At 56.0% G+C, this 18,319-nt stretch carries 15 protein-coding genes; 5 read left to right on the top strand and 10 right to left on the bottom strand.

Annotated features, from left to right (window positions below):
- Positions 1-212 precede the first annotated feature (212 nt).
- Positions 213-2,144 (top strand): methyl-accepting chemotaxis protein, encoded by a 1,932-nt coding sequence (locus E3U32_RS17950; RefSeq protein ID WP_134349857.1) that lies wholly within the window; start codon positions 213-215, stop codon positions 2,142-2,144.
- Positions 2,145-2,189: 45 nt separating this feature from the next.
- On the opposite strand, the gene cobB is transcribed toward E3U32_RS17950, so the two are convergent.
- Genes cobB through lolC form a run of 5 tightly spaced genes read right to left on the bottom strand, consistent with a single transcriptional unit; the run spans position 2,190 to position 7,128 of the window.
- On the bottom strand, positions 2,190-3,011 hold the full coding sequence (gene cobB / locus E3U32_RS17945; protein ID WP_047348973.1) for a Sir2 family NAD+-dependent deacetylase: 822 nt from the start codon (positions 3,009-3,011) through the stop codon (positions 2,190-2,192).
- A 14-nt stretch (positions 3,012-3,025) separates the two neighbouring features.
- Positions 3,026-3,937, bottom strand: coding sequence for an N-acetylglucosamine kinase (nagK, locus tag E3U32_RS17940; RefSeq protein WP_134349856.1), 912 nt, complete (start codon positions 3,935-3,937; stop codon positions 3,026-3,028).
- Positions 3,938-3,990: 53 nt separating this feature from the next.
- Positions 3,991-5,235: a lipoprotein-releasing ABC transporter permease subunit LolE gene (gene lolE, locus E3U32_RS17935; RefSeq protein WP_134349855.1), complete on the bottom strand. Its 1,245-nt coding sequence runs from the start codon at positions 5,233-5,235 to the stop codon at positions 3,991-3,993.
- Positions 5,235-5,936 carry a lipoprotein-releasing ABC transporter ATP-binding protein LolD gene (gene lolD, locus E3U32_RS17930; RefSeq protein ID WP_134349854.1) on the bottom strand — a complete coding sequence of 234 codons (702 nt, stop codon included), beginning with the start codon at positions 5,934-5,936 and terminating at the stop codon, positions 5,235-5,237. Before lolD ends, lolE begins: the two co-directional genes overlap by 1 nt.
- Positions 5,929-7,128 (bottom strand): lipoprotein-releasing ABC transporter permease subunit LolC, encoded by a 1,200-nt coding sequence (gene lolC, locus E3U32_RS17925; RefSeq protein ID WP_166790957.1) that lies wholly within the window; start codon positions 7,126-7,128, stop codon positions 5,929-5,931. The genes lolD and lolC overlap by 8 nt, the downstream gene beginning before the upstream one ends.
- A 256-nt stretch (positions 7,129-7,384) precedes the next feature.
- Here lolC and E3U32_RS17920 point away from each other — a divergent pair, with 256 nt between their 5' ends.
- From E3U32_RS17920 to ldtC, 3 genes are all read left to right on the top strand, one after another.
- Positions 7,385-8,458, top strand: coding sequence for an acyltransferase family protein (locus tag E3U32_RS17920; RefSeq protein WP_134349852.1), 1,074 nt, complete (start codon positions 7,385-7,387; stop codon positions 8,456-8,458).
- 149 nt (positions 8,459-8,607) lie between these two features.
- Positions 8,608-12,054 carry a transcription-repair coupling factor gene (mfd, locus tag E3U32_RS17915; RefSeq protein ID WP_134349851.1) on the top strand — a complete coding sequence of 1,149 codons (3,447 nt, stop codon included), beginning with the start codon at positions 8,608-8,610 and terminating at the stop codon, positions 12,052-12,054.
- 150 nt (positions 12,055-12,204) lie between these two features.
- Positions 12,205-13,170, top strand: a complete 966-nt coding sequence (gene ldtC / locus E3U32_RS17910) for a L,D-transpeptidase LdtC (protein WP_134349850.1) — start codon at positions 12,205-12,207, stop codon at positions 13,168-13,170.
- Between the two features lie 74 nt (positions 13,171-13,244).
- Here ldtC and bhsA read toward each other — a convergent pair whose 3' ends face one another.
- Positions 13,245-13,502: a multiple stress resistance protein BhsA gene (bhsA, locus tag E3U32_RS17905; protein ID WP_134349849.1), complete on the bottom strand. Its 258-nt coding sequence runs from the start codon at positions 13,500-13,502 to the stop codon at positions 13,245-13,247.
- A 244-nt stretch (positions 13,503-13,746) separates the two neighbouring features.
- Between bhsA and comR the strand changes: the two genes are divergently transcribed.
- Positions 13,747-14,382 carry a TetR family copper-responsive transcriptional repressor ComR gene (comR, locus tag E3U32_RS17900; RefSeq protein ID WP_134349848.1) on the top strand — a complete coding sequence of 212 codons (636 nt, stop codon included), beginning with the start codon at positions 13,747-13,749 and terminating at the stop codon, positions 14,380-14,382.
- A 59-nt stretch (positions 14,383-14,441) separates the two neighbouring features.
- Here comR and E3U32_RS17895 read toward each other — a convergent pair whose 3' ends face one another.
- The 4 genes from E3U32_RS17895 to nagZ all read right to left on the bottom strand — a co-directional run bounded on the left by E3U32_RS17895 (position 14,442) and on the right by nagZ (position 18,319).
- The gene (locus E3U32_RS17895) at positions 14,442-14,981 is read right to left on the bottom strand and encodes a glycine zipper 2TM domain-containing protein (RefSeq protein WP_008500779.1); all 540 of its coding nucleotides are present in this window, start codon (positions 14,979-14,981) and stop codon (positions 14,442-14,444) included.
- A gap of 193 nt (positions 14,982-15,174) precedes the next feature.
- Complete coding sequence (locus tag E3U32_RS17890) at positions 15,175-16,479, bottom strand: NAD(P)/FAD-dependent oxidoreductase (RefSeq protein WP_134349847.1); 1,305 nt, start codon at positions 16,477-16,479, stop codon at positions 15,175-15,177.
- 237 nt (positions 16,480-16,716) lie between these two features.
- Positions 16,717-17,259, bottom strand: coding sequence for an alpha/beta hydrolase YcfP (gene ycfP / locus E3U32_RS17885; protein WP_008500781.1), 543 nt, complete (start codon positions 17,257-17,259; stop codon positions 16,717-16,719).
- A 34-nt stretch (positions 17,260-17,293) separates the two neighbouring features.
- On the bottom strand, positions 17,294-18,319 hold the full coding sequence (gene nagZ / locus E3U32_RS17880) for a beta-N-acetylhexosaminidase (protein ID WP_063956716.1): 1,026 nt from the start codon (positions 18,317-18,319) through the stop codon (positions 17,294-17,296).

Genomic DNA, 18,319 nt, shown 5'->3' with positions numbered 1-18,319 from the left:
ATTTATTAGCATCCTCTTTCTACACCACGATAACGAGCATTATCGAGCGCTATTTTGATTGAATGCACAAAATAAAAGCATCCACACTAATTAACGGGATTTAATATTATGGAATTTAAATTAAATATATCCGGCGCTCTACAGAAAGAGGCTGAAATATCCGATAAGTACTGAGTGCCTGCCCGACATGCACGACATTACGGGAGATGAGAATGAAAGACGCCATGGTCCGAAAACAAAAAATAAGAGTCAAGACGTTGATGCTATTGTCCATTTTCCTCACCGTGACGGTGGGCTTTACGGCAACGATCGGGTTTATGATGTGGCAGTGGATGGCGAAGCAGGAGGTTCTGGCCAAAAAACATATCCGTCAAATTGCTGAGGTGCAATCGTTGCAGGTCAGTAAACAGCTGGATTCTGCCCTGGCGGCCGCCCGGGATATGGGCAACAGCGCCCTGGCGCTGCGAGAAGCGGGCGTGACCGATCGTCAGAGCCTTAATCAGCTGCTCATCCACTACCTCTCCGCTCACCCACAGTTTCTCTCGATGTCGATGGCCTTTGAGCCCAACGCGTTCGACGATAAAGATGCCACCTTTGCCGGTCAAAGCGGGGAAGATCCTGGCGGGCGTTACGCCCGCTACGTCGACCGCGACGCCACCGGCAAACCGGCATTACACCTGCTGACGGATATCGAAACGCCCGGCAGCGGGGATTATTATTTGCTGCCGAAACAACGGCATAAAGAAGTGATCATCGAGCCCTATATTTACCCCTACAACGGCGTAGACGTGATGCTCACCTCGATTGCCGCCCCCATCATGCATGACGGCCAGTTCCTGGGTTCGGTCACCTCTGACTTCTCCCTTGCCACGCTGCAATCGACGATCGGGGCGATTAAACCGTGGAACGGAACAGGCTACGCCCTGCTCCTTTCCGCAGGCAACAACGTGGTGTCCAGCCCGGACAAACGTGCTGCAGGCAAGCCTTACGCGGGCCAGATTGCGGGTCATGAGGTTATCCGGGAAAACGATCCGCTGCTGAAAGAGGATGCGTTTATCACCTGGCAGGAGATCGCCGTCGGTAATAGCCAGACTCCGTGGAAACTCGCCATTGTCACCCCGGTCAGCGAAGTGATGGCCGAAGCGCGCGCATTTTTACTGAAAGCCATCGCCATGATGGTGTTAAGTATCGTTGCGGTTAGCCTGGTGATGGCCCAGATCTTTACCCGCAAAGTTGACCGCCCGGTTGGAGGGGAACCTTCGGAGGCCGCCGGGATCGCCCTGGCCGTTGCCCGGGGAGATCTGAACAACACCATCCCGGTTCGTTCCGGGGATACCCACAGTATTTTTTATGCCCTGCACACCATGCAGATGCAGCTCAAGCGCATCGTCGATAATATCAGCGAAGCCAGCCATTCCGTGCACGGCGGCACCAGCGAAATTTCGGCGGGCAACCTTGACCTCGCCTCACGTACCGAAGAACAGGCGGCGGCAATTGTTGAAACGGCAGCCAGCATGGAAGAGATTTCGGTCACGGTGAAGAATAACGCCGACAACGCGCACAAGGCCACCACGCTGACCGATCGCGCCGCAAGCCTCGCCGGGCATGGCGAAACGCTGGTGAACGACGTGGTCGTTGTGATCGGGGAGATTGATGAGAGCGCACGTAAGATCGGTGAGATTAACAGCATCGTCGATGGCATCGCCTTCCAGACCAATATCCTGGCGCTGAATGCTGCCGTTGAAGCCGCACGCGCGGGCGAGCAGGGGCGCGGTTTTGCGGTGGTGGCAGGCGAAGTGCGCAATCTTGCCCAGCGAAGCGCTAATGCGGCAAAAGAGATCTCTCAGCTGATTGCCGAGTCCTCAGGCCGCGTCAGCAAAGGCGTTGAGCTGGTCAATGAAACCGGCGTGATGATGAAGCAGGTGATTGAGGCGGTGTCGCATGTGCATCTGGTCATCAACGATATTGTTCAGGCGCTGGACGAGCAGAATCGGGGGATTAGCCAGGTCAGCACCGCCGTCAATCAGATGGACAGCACCACCCAGCAGAACGCCTCTCTGGTTCAGCAGATCTCTGCGGCGGCACTCTCGCTGGATGAACAGGCTAAATCGCTGGAGAAGACGCTGGCGTTCTTTCATTCATAAATAATAAGGCACCCGCAGGACGGGTGCCTTTTCACGCGATTGCCGTTACAGCCCTTTCAGCAGCTTGTCGACAAACTCCGGAACGACCGCGCTTGCCAGGCCATAGTGCTTCTCTTCAAACTCGCTGCCCACCTGGCTGGGCTCCAGATTAAGTTCTACCGTATGCGCACCGTGCAAGCGCGCTTCGTGAACAAACCCTGCCGCCGGGTAAACATGACCGGATGTGCCGATGGCGATAAACACGTCTGCCATCGCCAGCGCGCTGTAGATCTCATCCATCCCCAGCGGCATTTCGCCAAACCAGACCACGTGCGGACGCAGGCGCGACGGGAACTGGCAGCAGTGGCATTTATCCTCTGGCAGCACGTCCTCTTTCCAGTCCAGCACCTGACCGCTCCAGGCGCAGCGAACCTTGAGCAGCTCACCGTGCATATGGATGATGTTCTTATTGCCGGCCCGCTCGTGCAGGTTGTCGATATTCTGCGTCACCAGCAGAAAACGATCGCCCAGCGCCTCTTCCAGCTTCGCCAGCGCCAGATGCGCCGCATTTGGTGCAATCTCTGGCTGGAGAAGCTGGCGACGGCGGGCATTGTAAAACGCCTGCACGAGATCCGGATCGCGGGCAAAGCCTTCCGGCGTGGCTACATCCTCCACGCGGTGTTCTTCCCACAACCCGTCCGCCGCGCGGAAGGTTCGAATTCCTGACTCGGCGGAGATCCCCGCCCCTGTCAGCACCACCACTCTGGGTTTATCCATCGCTTCTGGCATCATTCTGTCTCTGAAAAAAATCCGCTGGCGCAAGCGCTCACGTAAGCGGCGTTTGTTTTTGCGAAAACGGCTGAGTCGACCCTGGCGACGCGACAGCATAGAAACCTCGTAAACTAATCGGTGAGATGAAGGAATGCGGCTCCGCGCATGCCTCCTGCGTCCCCGTGTCGCGCGCGTTCAATACGCGGCACGCGGGCGACCGGCAATAAATGTCGGGGCAAACGCCCGGACAAGCGTTCCGTAATCGCGGTAAAGTTTGAAAGCCCTCCCCCTATCACCAGCAGATCCGGGTCAACGATGGTGAGAATATTTCCCAGACATACCGCCAGCAGATCCAGATAGCGCTCGACGTGCTCACGCGCCTGCGCATCATCTTGCTCCCACAGGGTAATGATTTGAGGGGCCTCAAGTTTCTGATGATAGAAGTGTTCGTAAAGCCATGCAAACCCGCGGCCGGAGAGATAGTTCTCAATACAGCCGTGCTGGCCGCAGCCGCAGCGGGTCAGCGGAAAATCACGTCCGACGACGTCCAGCGCGTCCACCGGCAAGCGAATATGACCAAATTCGCCGGTGATGTAGCTGCGCCCGGTGATTGGTTTTCCGTTGATCACGATCCCCCCGCCGACGCCGGTGCCGAGGATCAGTCCCATTACCAGCGGATATTGACGGAATTCATCATCCCAGGCTTCAGAGAGTGCAAAGCAATTGGCATCGTTGTCTAAACGCACGTCGCGTTCAAGGAGTGCAGAGAGATCGGCGCGCAGCGGTTTACCGCTGGCAGCAGGAACGTTGGCGGCATACAGCGTGCCGTCGTCAGTTTCGGGCATACCCGGAATACCAATGCCGACGCTGCCTTTCACGCCAAAGCGTTCATCGGCCTGCGCCACCAGCGCGGCAATGGCGGTTAAAAAATCGTCGTAGCTTTCGCGCGGCGTGGGAACGCGGGTTTCCCACTGCAGTTTGAGGTCTTTATCAAACACGCCGAGCGCAATCTTGGTGCCGCCAATATCAAATCCGTAATACATAACGCATTCCTCTTTTAACCTGGCGGCCCGAAAGCCGCTAGATCATGACGTAATTACTGGCCACTTAATACCCTCGCCGGATCAATTCGGCTTGCGCGACGCGCCGGATACCAGCTTGCCAGCAGACTCAGTAAAAGTGCTGTAACCAGCACATAAAAAACGTCCAGCCAGTGCAGTTCAGACGGCAGGAAGTCAATAAAATAGATGTCACCCGACAGGAACTGGTGGCCAATGAGCTTTTCAATGCCGTTGATAATCGGCGTCAACTGCAGGGAAACCACCACGCCAATTACCACGCCGCACAGGCTGCCAAACAGCCCTGCCAGCAAACCGTACCAAACGAAGATGGCGCGAATAAGACCGTCTTTCGCCCCCAGGGTACGCAGTACGGCAATGTCACCGCTCTTGTCTTTGACCGCCATCACCAGCGTCGAGACGATATTAAAGCACGCGACACCAATCACCAGCACCATCGCCAGATACATAATGGCGCGGATCATCTGGATATCACGGTACATATAGCCGTAAGTGCCGATCCAGCTCTTGATGTAGACATAGTTATTGGTCACGCTGCCCGCGTCGCGTACCAGTTTGTTGGCGTTAAAGACGTAGTTAACCTTGATGGCAATGCCCGTTACGCTGTCGCCCATGTCGAGATACTGGCGAGCATCCTCCATCGGCACCATTGCAAAGCTATGGTCAAGTTGACCGCTCAGTTGAAGAATACCGGTGACGTGCAGGCGCACGCGTTTAGGCTGCTGCAGTTTGTGATCGGCGCTGGCGTTCGGGATCATGATCGACACCCAGTCGCCCTGCTTCACTTTCAGGGCATCGGCAACGCCTTTACCCATGATGATTTGCTGCTCGCCGGCCTTAAAGTTCGCCCACGCGCCGTTCTGCACATATTTCGGCAGCGCGCTCAGGCGTTCTTCCTGGACGGGGTTCACCCCTTTCACCTGAATGGCGCGCAGGTTTACCCCGCTCTCCACCAGCCCGGTAAAGTTAATATAGGGTGCGGCAGCGGCGATGCCCGGGACCTTTTCCACTTTGGTCAGGGCATCGCTCCAGTTGCTCCAGGGCTGGTTAACCGGTTCGATTTCACCGTGCGGCACCACCGCCAGAATGCGGTTATTCAGCTCACGCTCGAAGCCGTTCATGGCGCTCAGGCCGACAATCAGCACCGCCACACCCAGGGCGATACCGATGGTCGAAATGACGGAGATCAGCGACACCATACCGCCGCGACGGCGACCGCGGCTAAAGCGTAGCCCAATGAGTAACGATAACGGTGAAGCCATTACTCCGCTCCCATCAGGGTCAGTTCTGCATTCAGATGGCCGTCGCGCATCTCAAGCTGGCGCCCCATGCGTTTTGCCAGTTGCAGATCGTGGGTTACAACCAGAAATGCGGTGCCCTGCGAGGCGTTCAGCTCGCCCAGGAGCTGGAAAATACTATCCGCATTGCGCGCATCCAGGTTACCGGTAGGTTCATCCGCCAGCACCAGACGCGGATTGTTCACCAGCGCGCGGGCAATCGCCACGCGCTGGCGCTCGCCGCCAGAAAGCTCCGACGGACGGTGGCTACCGCGATGGCCCAGCCCTACCGCTTTAAGCATGTCGCTGGCGCGGGTATTAATTTCTGCCGGTTTCTTTTTACCGATCAGCAGCGGCATCGCCACGTTTTCCAGCGCCGTGAAATCCGGCAGCAGGTGGTGGAACTGGTAGATAAAACCGAGTTCGCGGTTACGCAGCTCGGCCTTCGCCGCGGAGGACATTTTGCTCATCGGCTGGCCGGAGAAAATCACGTCGCCGTTGGTTGGGGTATCCAGCCCGCCCAGCAGGTGTAATAAGGTACTTTTGCCGGAGCCAGAGCTACCGACAATCGCCATCATCTCGCCTTCACCCACGCTGAAGCTCACATTGTGCAGCACGTCAGTCTGCACAGAGCCTTCCTGATAGCGTTTGGACAGGTTGTCGCATTGCAACAGGATCTTATTCATAACGTAAAGCCTCAGCGGGTTGGGTGGCGGCGGCGCGCCAGGAAGGATAAAGCGTAGAAAGCAGCGCAATGGCCATCGCGGCCAGCGCAATACCGACCACCTGCAGCGGCTCGATAGCCACCGGCAGCGCCGCGCCATCAAGCAGCGCGCCAATGATCGGCATTAAGTTATTAAGCTGGCTGGCAAGCAGCGCGCCCAGCGCCGCCCCGAGCAACGCCCCGATAATCCCGGCGCTCGCGCCCTGCACCATAAAGACCGCCATGATCTGGCGCGGCGTGAGCCCCTGGGTTTGCAGAATGGCGACTTCGCCCTGTTTTTCCATGACCATCAGGCCCAGCGAGGTGATGATGTTAAAGGCAGCTACGGCCACGATCAGGCTCAGCAGCAGCCCCATCATGTTTTTTTCCATGCGAACGGCCTGGAAAAGTTCGCCTTTACGCTCGCGCCAGTCCTGCCATTTCGTGCCGTCCGGCAGCTTTTGCTGGCTGAGCGTATCGACCTTCAGCGGCGCGTCGAGCCACAGGCGCCAGCCAGTGATATTCCCTGCCGGATAACGCATCAGGCGTGATGCGTCCTGGATGTTAACCAGCATCTGGTAACCATCGACTTCGCTGTTGGCAGCAAAGGTACCAATTACGGTGAACAGACGCTGGCTTGGCAGGCGACCCATCGGCGTAAACTGGCTGGCTGAGGGCACCATCACGCGCAGCTGGTCGCCACGGTTGACGCCAAGCTGGCCGGCAAGCTGTTCACCTAAAATAACGTTGTATTTTCCGGCTTCGAGATCGGTCTGCTTCACGTTAACCAGGTAAGGCGTCAGCGGGTCGTTTTGCGCCGGGTTAATACCCAGCATCACGCCGACCGCCACGCTTCGGGCGCTTTGCAGCACCACGTCGCCGGTCGTCAACGGCGCAACGCGCGTGACACCCTGTAACTTCGCCGCGCTTTCCGGCAGCTGCTGCGGGTTAACCGAACCGTTAGTAGATGAGAGTACGGCCTGCGGCATCAGCCCCAGGATGTTGTTTTGCAGCTCGCGCTCAAAGCCATTCATGACGGAAAGCACCGTCACCAGTGCCATCACGCCAAGCGTAATGCCAATAGTCGAAAGCCAGGAGACAAAGCGACCGAAGCGGTCCGCGGCGCGCCCACGCATGTAACGTAAGCCTATGAAGAGTGCGACAGGTTGGTACATGAAATCCGTCTGTTTGCTGATAGCAGACCCACGAGTATATAAGCGAATCCGTTTAGCGTAAATGACTGAAACAGTAAGCTTTGGTAATCATTTTTCCGAAAAATTCAGATAAATCAGGATGCTAATGTCTGAAACCACACCTCGCAACCTCCACCTTTTCCGAAAAACCTCCTGATACAGACTGTTACCCATTACATCCTGGTTTCGTTTTAGAACAATTGCTCGTTCGTTTATGGCAATAAGGTAGTGGCGAACAATGAAGCAAAAAGCATTATGGATTAACCAGATAAAAGGGCTGTGTATTTGCCTGGTGGTTATCTATCATTCGGTTATCACGTTTTATCCGCATCTGGTCGGGCTGCAACACCCGTTCTCCGGGCTTCTCGCCAAATGCTGGGTCTATTTTAACCTCTATCTCGCACCGTTCCGTATGCCGGTCTTCTTCTTTATTTCCGGCTATCTGATCCGTCGTTATATTGACGAGGTGGGCTGGCGAACCAGTCTCGACAAACGGATCTGGAGCATTGTCTGGGTCCTGGCGCTGTGGGGCGTCCTGCAATGGCAGGCGCTGACCCACCTGAACGCCTGGCTGGCGCCCGAGCGTGAGCTTGCCACCTCGTCGAACGCGGCCTACGCCGACTCGCTCTCAGGATTTGTGCTGGGGATGCTCACCGCCAGCACCAGCCTGTGGTATCTGTATGCCCTGGTGGTGTACTTCACGCTGTGTAAACTGCTCAGCCGCTGGAAGCTGCCGGTACTGGGACTGTTGGCACTGGCGAGCATCGCGATCAACTTCCTGCCGCTGCCGTGGTGGGGCATGAACAGCGTAGTCCGTAACATGATCTACTACAGCCTCGGGGCGTGGTACGGCGCAGAGCTGATGGCGTGGATGAAAAGCGTCAACCTGCTCCGCATCTGGCTGGTTACCGGTGCTTTCGCTGCCGTCTCCGTGGTGCTGTGGTTTGCTAACGTTCCGCTGTTGCTCTCATTGCTGTCGATTGTGTTGATCATGAAGCTGTTCTACAGCCTTGAGCAGCGCTATGCCGTTCACCCGAACAATCTGCTGAATGTGATTGGCTCAAACACCATTGCGATTTATACCACCCACCGCATCTTAATCGAGGCCTTTAGCCTGTTCCTGATTGGCGAGATGAATGCCGCCTCGTGGCCGGTCTGGGCAGAGCTGGGCTTAATTCTGGTCTACCCGTTTGCCAGCCTGCTTATCTGTACCCTTGCAGGGCTCGGGGTGCGTAAAATCTCTACCGCGCTGTTTGGGGACGTTTTCTTCTCTCCTCCGTCTACGCTGCCCCTGTCACCTTCAACGCGTTAATGCCCTCTCCGCCCCCGTTTCGGGGGCGTTTAGCCCTGCCGTGCGGTTACGATTTGCTTATGTAAAACGATCGAGGATAATAAAGACATTGCGTATCAGTGATATGCCCCAATACTGTTGGTATATCCATAAGAGACTCTGACATAGCCATGCCTGAACACTATCGTTATTCCTTACCTGTCAAAGCGGGTGACCAGCGCCAGCTGGGTGAACTCACGGGCGCGGCATGCGCCACGCTGGTGGCGGAAATCGCCGAGCGCCATCCTGGCCCGGTGATACTGGTTGCCCCGGATATGCAAAACGCTCTGCGCCTGCACGACGAAATTCGCCAGTTCACCGATAGCCTGGTGTTCAGCCTGGCCGACTGGGAAACACTGCCGTATGACAGCTTCTCTCCGCATCAGGAGATCATCTCCTCGCGCCTGTCGACGCTCTATCAGCTGCCGACCATGCAGCGCGGCGTGCTGATTGTTCCGGTGAACACCCTGATGCAGCGCGTCTGTCCACACAGCTATCTGCATGGCCACGCGCTGGTGATGAAAAAAGGCCAGCGCCTGTCCCGCGATGCCCTGCGCTCGCAGCTTGACGGTGCCGGTTATCGCCACGTCGACCAGGTAATGGAGCACGGGGAATACGCAACCCGCGGCGCGTTGCTCGACCTTTACCCGATGGGCAGCGACCAGCCGTATCGTCTGGACTTTTTCGATGATGAAATCGATAGTCTGCGCGTATTCGACGCCGACACGCAGCGCACGCTGGAAGAAGTGGAGTCCATCAATTTACTGCCCGCGCATGAGTTCCCGACGGACAAAACCGCTATCGAACTGTTCCGCAGCCAGTGGCGCGATAAGTTCGAGGTGAAGCGCGACGCCGAACATATTTACCAGCAGGTCAGTAAAGGCACGCTTCCTGCCGGGATCGAATACTGGCAGCCGCTGTTCTTCAACGAGCCGCTGCCTGCCCTGTTCAGCTACTTCCCGGCGAATACGCTGATTGTTAACACCGGCGATATCGACGCCAGCGCCAGCCGCTTTGAAAGCGAAACCCGCGCCCGCTTTGAAAGCCGGGGCGTTGACCCGATGCGTCCGCTGCTGCCGCCGGAAGCGCTGTGGCTGCGTACCGACGAGCTCAACGCCGAGCTGAAGCGCTGGCCGCGACTGCAGCTCAAAACCGATTCGCTTGCCGATAAAGCTGCCAACACCAACCTCGCCTTCCGGACGCTGCCGGACCTGGCCGTTCAGGCACAGCAGAAATCACCGCTGGATAATCTGCGCAAGTTCCTGGAATCCTTTACCGGGCCGGTGGTGTTCTCCGTTGAGAGTGAAGGCCGCCGCGAAGCTTTAGGTGAACTGCTGGGGCGCATTAAAGTTGCGCCGAAGCGCATCCTGCGTCTGAGCGAGGCGACCGGAAACGGTCGTTACCTGATGATTGGCGCCGCCGAGCACGGGTTTATTGATACACTCAACAACCTGGCGCTGATTTGCGAAAGCGATCTGCTCGGTGAGCGCGTCGCGCGTCGCCGCCAGGACAGCCGTCGTACCATCAATCCGGACACGCTGATCCGGAACCTGGCCGAGCTGCATCCGGGCCAGCCGATTGTTCACCTGGAGCATGGGGTTGGGCGTTATCAAGGGATGACCACGCTGGAAGCGGGCGGTATCAAAGGTGAATACCTGATGCTGACCTATGCTAACGACGCCAAACTGTATGTCCCGGTCTCCTCCCTGCACCTCATCAGCCGCTATGCGGGCGGTGCCGAAGACAATGCGCCGCTGCATAAGCTGGGCGGAGATGCCTGGGCGCGCGCGCGCCAGAAAGCCGCGGAAAAAGTGCGCGACGTGGCAGCCGAACTGCTGGATATCTACGCGCAGCGCGCGGCCAAAGAGGGCTTCGCCTTTAAACATGATAAAGAACAGTACCAGCTGTTCTGCGACAGCTTCCCGTTTGAAACCACGCCGGATCAGGCTCAGGCCATTAACGCCGTGCTGAGCGATATGTGCCAGCCGCTGGCAATGGACCGCTTAGTCTGCGGCGACGTCGGCTTCGGTAAAACCGAAGTGGCGATGCGCGCCGCCTTCCTTGCGGTTGAAAACAACAAGCAGGTGGCGGTGCTGGTGCCGACCACCCTGCTCGCTCAGCAGCACTTCGACAACTTCCGCGACCGTTTCGCCAACTGGCCGGTACGTATCGAGATGCTCTCGCGTTTTCGCAGCACCAAAGAACAGACGCAGATCCTGGAACAGGCCAGCGAGGGTAAAATCGACATTCTGATCGGCACCCACAAGCTGCTGCAAAGCGACGTGAAGTGGAAAGATCTGGGGCTGCTGATCGTCGACGAAGAGCACCGCTTCGGGGTACGTCATAAAGAACGCATCAAAGCGATGCGCGCCGACGTCGATATCCTGACCCTGACCGCAACGCCGATCCCGCGAACCCTGAACATGGCGATGAGCGGCATGCGCGATCTGTCGATTATTGCTACGCCGCCGGCACGTCGTCTGGCGGTAAAAACCTTTGTTCGCGAGTACGATAATCTGGTGGTCCGTGAGGCCATTCTGCGTGAAGTGCTGCGCGGGGGGCAGGTGTACTACCTCTACAACGACGTGGAAAATATTCAGAAAGCGGCAGATCGGCTGGCGGAGCTGGTACCGGAAGCGCGCATTGCTATCGGTCACGGGCAGATGCGCGAGCGCGAGCTGGAACGGGTGATGAACGACTTCCACCACCAGCGCTTTAACGTGCTGGTGTGCACCACCATCATTGAAACCGGTATTGATATCCCGACGGCGAATACGATTATCATCGAACGCGCGGATCACTTCGGTCTGGCGCAGCTCCATCAACTGCGCGGCCGCGTCGGGCGTTCGCACCATCAGGCCTACGCCTGGCTGCTGACGCCGCATCCGAAAGCGATGACCACCGACGCACAAAAGCGTCTGGAAGCCATCGCCTCGCTGGAAGACCTCGGCGCAGGCTTTGCGCTGGCGACACACGATCTCGAGATCCGCGGCGCCGGTGAACTGCTGGGTGAGGACCAGAGCGGCTCGATGGAGACCATCGGCTTCTCGCTCTATATGGAGCTGCTGGAAAACGCGGTTGATGCCCTGAAGGCCGGACGCGAGCCGTCGCTGGAAGATCTCACCAGCCAGCAGACCGAGGTCGAGCTGCGTATGCCTTCTCTGCTGCCGGACGATTTCATTCCGGATGTGAATACCCGACTGTCGTTCTACAAGCGCATCGCCAGTGCGAAGAAGGAGAACGAGCTTGAAGAGATCAAGGTTGAGTTGATCGATCGCTTTGGTCTGCTGCCCGATGCGGCGAGAAATCTGCTGGATATCGCTCGCCTGCGCCAGCAGGCACAGAAGCTCGGCATTCGTAAGCTTGAAGGCAACGAAAAAGGCGGCGTGATTGAATTCGCCGAGAAGAACCACGTCAACCCGGTGTGGTTGATTGGTCTGCTGCAAAAACAGCCGCAGCATTTCCGTCTGGATGGTCCAACGCGTCTGAAATTTACCCAGGAACTGACTGAGCGCAAAAACCGTATGGACTGGGTGCGCAATTTTATGCGTCAGCTGGAAGAGAACGCGATCGCGTAGCCAGCCTTTCCCCCCGTTAGCACCGTGCTACCGGGGGGACAATTTACAAACTCTTTGCACTTCACCCGATCTTCCCGACACACCCATTCGCCATAATTATCTTTAACGCCTTATAAAACAATAACCTTATCATTTATATGGACTATGGTGATGATGACCTCTTCGCGTTTTACCCGCTGGATGACCTTGTTTGCGCTGGCAGCGACCGTTGCGGTTGCGCTTCCCGCTCGTGCAAACACCTGGCCACTTCCACCGCCCGGCAGCAAGGTTGTGGGGGAAAACCGCTTTCATGTCGTTGAAAACAATGGCGGTTCTCTGGAAGCGATTGCCAAAAAATATAACGTCGGTTTTCTGGCTCTGCTGCAGGCTAACCCTGGCGTCGACCCGTACGTCCCGCGCGCGGGCAGCGTATTGACCATCCCGTTACAAACTATCCTGCCGGACGCCCCGCGCGAGGGGATGGTAATCAATCTGGCAGAGCTACGTCTCTATTATTACCCGCCGGGTAAAAATGAAGTGACCGTCTACCCTATCGGGATTGGCCAGCTGGGCGGCGACACGCTAACGCCGACGATGGTCACCACCGTCTCGGATAAACGCGCGAACCCAACCTGGACCCCGACGGCTAATATTCGTGCCCGTTATAAAGCACAGGGCATTGACCTCCCCGCCGTGGTGCCGGCAGGCCCGGATAACCCGATGGGACATCACGCGATCCGCCTGGCGGCTTACGGTGGGGTCTATCTGCTGCATGGAACGAATGCGGATTTTGGCATCGGCATGCGCGTCAGCTCCGGCTGTATTCGTCTGCGCGATGATGATATCAAAACGCTGTTTAACGTCGTTACGCCGGGGACCAAAGTAAATATTATTAATACGCCGATTAAAGTTTCTGAGGAGCCCGGCGGCGTGCGGCTGGTTGAAATTCACCAGCCGTTATCGAAAAACTTAGGCGATGACCCGCAGACATTACCTATTAGTCTGAACGCCGCAATGGTGAGCTTCAAAACGAATGCGAATACCGATGGCACAGTCATGGAGCGCGCAATGGAAGCCCGTTCAGGCATGCCGACTGATGTCACCCGACATCACGATGTCGTCCAACAGCCGCTGTAATACAGAAAGAAAAACGCCCTGCATAAGCAGGGCGTTTTTTATTGCAGTGGCATAAATGAGGGTTTATGCCCGGCTTATTTGTAGATTACAGCCGTGCCGTGCAGCGTGTTAGGACCGGTCACTGAGGTAATACGGAAAGATTTCGCACCCATCTCTTGCGCTTTTTGTGCCAGCTGATCTTCCAGCGAACCCAGGTTAGTCCCGGCCGATGCGGAGATAGTCCCGACTTTATGCTGGTCAGCTGGGGTGGATTGCACTTCAACAGCAGCAAAGCTTGCGAAAGAGAGTGAGCTCAAAACGGCGGCAGCGATGAGGGTTTTTACGTTTTTCATGATGTTTACCTTTAGCAGATGAATTTGGAGGTCGTTAGTCATTTAGTTAACGATCGATAGGTAAATCATAAATGTGATCCAGCTCACGCGTCAACATAATTTCATAACGAGCGTTAACTTAATTTTAAAGTCGTTATTTTTCATACTCATATGATTAATTTATTTTTAAGCATTCAGCGCTGGTGATGCCTTGCGTTTATTTTTATAATGGTTATTCAACAAACCAACAGAGGACCAACGGCAAATGACAACCGATGTCACGAGTTGTGCTAAGAAAAGCCGTGGCCGACCAAAAGTGTTTGACAGGGATGCAGCGCTTGATAAGGCCATGACTCTCTTCTGGCAACATGGGTATGAAGCGACCTCGCTTTCCGATCTGGTAGAAGCCACCGGAGCCAAAGCGCCTACGCTGTATGCTGAATTTACCAATAAAGAGGGGCTGTTCAGGGCAGTGCTGGACAGGTACATTTCGCGCTTTGCGGCGAAACACGAAGCCCAGCTTTTTTGTGAAGAGAAAAGCGTTGAACAGGCTCTGCGAGACTACTTCACCGCCGTAGCAACCTGCTTCACCAGTAAAGACACGCCTGCGGGCTGCTTTATGATTAACACCTCTGCTACCCTTGCGGCGTCGTCTAAAGAGATCGCCAATACGGTGAAATCGCGTCATGCCATGCAGGAGGAGACGCTGAGCGCGTTTCTGGCTCAGCGCCAGCAGCGCGGTGAAATCCCTGCACACTGTAACCCTCAGGTGCTGGCGCAGTACCTGAGCTGTATTTTGCAGGGGATGTCGATCAGCGCCCGTGAAGGGGCCACTCTGGAAAAACTGCAGAATATTAGCGACACCACGCTGCGGCTGTGGCCTGAGCTACTTAAAATCTGAAGCAAAAAAAAGCTCCTCAGCCTGAGCGCATGAGGAGCTAAATTCAGAGAACATCTTTTTTACACTTTGTTATTCAGAACCAGCTGGCCATTTCCATCCAGAGGGATTTGCGTGCCCGGGTCTTTATCCATGCGGATTTTGCCCTGCTGATCGCCAATTTTGTACGTCACGTCATAACCCAGCATTTTTTCCGACTTGTCATAGACGGTTTTGCAGCGTTGCTGAGTCGTAGTGTAGGTATCGTTATCCTGCATCGCGCCCTGCACCTGGTTACCGGCATAGCCACCGCCCAGCGCGCCGACCACGGTCGCCACATCTTTACCACGGCCACCACCAAACTGGTGACCAATGACCCCACCTGCTACCGCACCCAGAACAGAGCCGGCAATACGGTTTTCATCCTGAACCGGACGGCGGTGAGTCACGGAGACGTTGCGGCACTCCTGACGAGGGGTTTTCACAGTTTCTTTAATCGGTGTAGCAGAAACTACCTGTGCATACTGCGGGCCGCGATCTAATACGTTCAGACTGGCAACGGCGGCCACACCTAGCGCAGCCGCGACGCCAATCCCTATACCCGCCAACATTGATTTATTCACGGGACTTCCTCCTTTGTTGCTATTGGTAACAATTTTGCAATGGAGGTACGGCTTCGCCAATCAGATAAAGGATTAAAAAAGGGGCGATGAGGGGAGATACATTCTATTTAGGAGAACTCTTAAGCACGCATTCTGTGATCTGCAGCACGATATGCTAAAAACTCCCTCCGGAAGGCCCGGAGGGAGTGAAAGATTAGTGCAACTTCAGACGCGGGCGGATCACGCGGTTGATTCTGCCCACCAGCATCATCAGCCCGGTTTTAAAGTAGCCGTGCAGCGCGATCTGGTGCATACGGTACAGAGAGATATACACGAAGCGTGCAATGCGCCCTTCTACCATCATCGAGCCACGCATCAGGTTGCCCATCAGGCTGCCGACGGTAGAGAAGTTAGACAGCGATACCAGAGAACCGTGGTCTTTGTAGACATAGGCTTTCATTGGCTTACCTTTAATCTGCGCCAGAATGTTGTGCAGAACCAGGCTTGCCATCTGGTGCGCCGCCTGCGCTCGCGGCGGCACGAAGCCTCCTTCAGGACGCGCACAGGAAGCGCAATCGCCGATAGCAAAGATCTCAGGGTCACGGGTGGTTTGCAGCGTCGGCTCCGTCACCAGCTGGTTGATGCGGTTCGTTTCCAGACCACCGATCTCTTTCATAAAGTCAGGTGCTTTAATACCTGCCGCCCAGACCATCAGATCCGCTTTGATGTACTCGCCATCTTTGGTGTGCAGGCCACCTTCGTCGGCGCTGGTCACCATGGTCTGTGTTAACACCCGCACGCCCAGTTTGGTAAGTTCATTGTGCGCCGCACCGGAAATACGCGGTGGCAGAGCAGGCAGAATACGTTCACCAGCTTCAACCAGCGTCACGTTCAGCGCGTCGTTGGTTAACCCTTTATAGCCGTAGCTGTGCAGCTGCTTCACCGCATTGTGCAGTTCAGCGGACAGCTCAACGCCCGTCGCACCGCCGCCGACAATAGCGATATTCACCTTACCGTTCGCACCCATATTGCTGGTGTACTTCAGGAACAGGTTCAGCATTTCCTGATGGAAACGACGCGCCTGGTGCGGGTTATCGAGGAAGATACAGTGGTCTTTCACGCCAGGCGTGTTGAAATCATTGGAGGTACTGCCCAACGCCATGACCAGCGTGTCATACGCCAGTTTGCGCTCAGGGACCAGCAGTTCCCCTTTTTCATCGCGCAGCTCTGCCAGGGTAATGGTTTTGCTTTCACGGTTGATGTCAACCGCCGAGCCCAGCTGGAACTGGAAGTGATGGTTGCGCGCGTGCGCCAGATAGCTGAGCGCGTCCACGCCCTCGTCCAGAGAACCGGTCGCCACTTCGTGCAGCAGCGGTTTCCACAGGTGGCTGTGGTTACGATCCACCAGCGTAATTTTGGCTTTTTTACCGCGACCCAGCTTTTTGCCCAACTGTGTAGCCAGCTCCAGCCCGCCAGCTCCACCGCCTACAATCACTATCTTTTTCAATGGCGTAGTCAACGTGACCCCCTCAAATTATTAACCAATTGTTAATTAAAAGTTATAAAAATAGCCCTTAATTAACAACAGGTTACAGCACTGAAACCATTCAGGTGCATTGAGAATAACACGTCAGGCGCATTGGTCATACCAAAATTGATATGCATCAAGTTTTGATGGCGTAAAAGTAGACAATCCTGGTCAAAAAGAAAGCCCGGCACGCTTTCGCGTCCGGGCTTCTGGACCTGCTTCAGGGGTTTAACCCAGCGTTTTGAAGGCCTTGATACGCTGCAGGTGCGGAGAGATGTTCTTAAACTTGTGGGTCTGTTCTTCGTCCCAGACGATCTCATAGTAATGATGCAGCAGTTCTGCAGCCCGGTGGCTGTTGAGCGCCTCATCGTTACGCGACAGGATCACCAGACAGCGGTCGCGGTTTTTCTCCCGAAAATTGCTGACGCACTTGGTCGCAATATCGACATACTCTTCCGGGCGGTCAATTTTGCCTTCCATGTTCTCGTTCGGGAAAAGGTTAGGATTGAACACGACCTGGCGGATGTCGCACAGGAAGCCAATCCGCTCGGCCCAGTAGCCGCCCAGACCCACGCCGCAAATCAACGGGCGATCGTCGACGTTGAGCTGCAACATCTTGTCCACTTCTTTGAGCAGATGCTGCATATCATGCTTCGGATGGCGCGTGCTGTAGCTGATCAACCGTACATCCGGATCGATAAACTGCAGCTGCAGCACCTTCTCATGATTACCAGGACTGTTAGAGTCAAAACCGTGTAAATAGATGATCATCGTCTTCTCACCACGCTACGCCTTCCGGGAGGGTTTACAGGCTGGCTTTATGTGCCTGCCAGCGCTCATTCAGGTCTTCAAGCCGGGCGTTGACCGTCTTCCAGCGCGCCGAATCCATCAGCTCCTGACGGCTAAATGAACCTTTATGATACAATTGTGTAACACGCTCTGCATTGATCGGCGACAGGTTATCCAGCACGCTAACGGCACCTTTACGATTATTGCAGACTAGGATCATATCGCAACCAGCGTCCAGTGACGCCTGACCGCGTTCTGCGTAACTACCCATAATCGCCGCCCCTTCCATCGATAAATCGTCGGAGAAAATCACGCCATTGAAACCCAGCTCCTGGCGCAGAACGGTTTTCAGCCAGTGCGGAGAGCCGCTGGCAGGACGCGGATCTACGTCGCTGTAAATCACATGCGCAGGCATAATGGCATCGAGCTTGTTATCAGTGATAAGCGACTGGAAAACCGACATATCTTTGGCACGAATTTCCGCTTCAGGGCGCGGATCGCGCGGCGTCTCTTTGTGGGAATCCGCCGTCACCGCCCCGTGGCCCGGGAAGTGTTTTCCGGTGGTCTTCATCCCTGCATCATGCATGCCGTCGATAAACCGGGTCGCCATTGCCAGCGCAATACGCGGATCTTCATGGTATGAACGTTCGCCAATCGCGGCGCTGATATGCCCCACGTCCAGAACCGGGGCAAAACTGATGTCGATATCCATGGCAATCATTTCACTGGCCATCAGCCAGCCGGCGTCCTGCGCCAGTTTTCCACCCTCTTCCGTGCCTAACAGCGCGGCAAAAGACTGGGCTGCCGGCAGGCGGGTAAACCCTTCACGAAAACGCTGCACGCGTCCGCCTTCCTGATCGACGGCCACCACCAGATGATTGCGCGACGCGGCGCGGATCTGGCGCACCAGCTCACGCAGCTGCGCCGGATCGTGATAGTTGCGGGTAAACAGGATCAGGCCACCCACCAGCGGATGCGCCAGAATTTCACGCTCCTCCGCATCCAGCTCAAACCCTTCTACATCCAACATGACTGGACCCAC

Origin of the sequence: Lelliottia nimipressuralis (genome assembly GCF_004402045.1) — a bacterium.
Classification (GTDB): Bacteria; Pseudomonadota; Gammaproteobacteria; order Enterobacterales; family Enterobacteriaceae; genus Enterobacter; species Enterobacter chinensis.
This window is presented reverse-complemented; position numbering and strand designations above follow the sequence as displayed.

Bases quoted from the DNA above. Each gene is read 5' to 3' on its own strand.
- E3U32_RS17950 (WP_134349857.1), top strand. From the start codon at position 213: ATGAAAGACGCCATGGTCCGAAAACAAAAAATAAGAGTCAAGACGTTG.
- cobB (WP_047348973.1), bottom strand. From the start codon at position 3,011: ATGCTGTCGCGTCGCCAGGGTCGACTCAGCCGTTTTCGCAAAAACAAA.
- nagK (WP_134349856.1), bottom strand. From the start codon at position 3,937: ATGTATTACGGATTTGATATTGGCGGCACCAAGATTGCGCTCGGCGTG.
- lolE (WP_134349855.1), bottom strand. From the start codon at position 5,235: ATGGCTTCACCGTTATCGTTACTCATTGGGCTACGCTTTAGCCGCGGT.
- lolD (WP_134349854.1), bottom strand. From the start codon at position 5,936: ATGAATAAGATCCTGTTGCAATGCGACAACCTGTCCAAACGCTATCAG.
- lolC (WP_166790957.1), bottom strand. From the start codon at position 7,128: ATGTACCAACCTGTCGCACTCTTCATAGGCTTACGTTACATGCGTGGG.
- E3U32_RS17920 (WP_134349852.1), top strand. From the start codon at position 7,385: ATGAAGCAAAAAGCATTATGGATTAACCAGATAAAAGGGCTGTGTATT.
- mfd (WP_134349851.1), top strand. From the start codon at position 8,608: ATGCCTGAACACTATCGTTATTCCTTACCTGTCAAAGCGGGTGACCAG.
- ldtC (WP_134349850.1), top strand. From the start codon at position 12,205: ATGATGACCTCTTCGCGTTTTACCCGCTGGATGACCTTGTTTGCGCTG.
- bhsA (WP_134349849.1), bottom strand. From the start codon at position 13,502: ATGAAAAACGTAAAAACCCTCATCGCTGCCGCCGTTTTGAGCTCACTC.
- comR (WP_134349848.1), top strand. From the start codon at position 13,747: ATGACAACCGATGTCACGAGTTGTGCTAAGAAAAGCCGTGGCCGACCA.
- ycfP (WP_008500781.1), bottom strand. From the start codon at position 17,259: ATGATCATCTATTTACACGGTTTTGACTCTAACAGTCCTGGTAATCAT.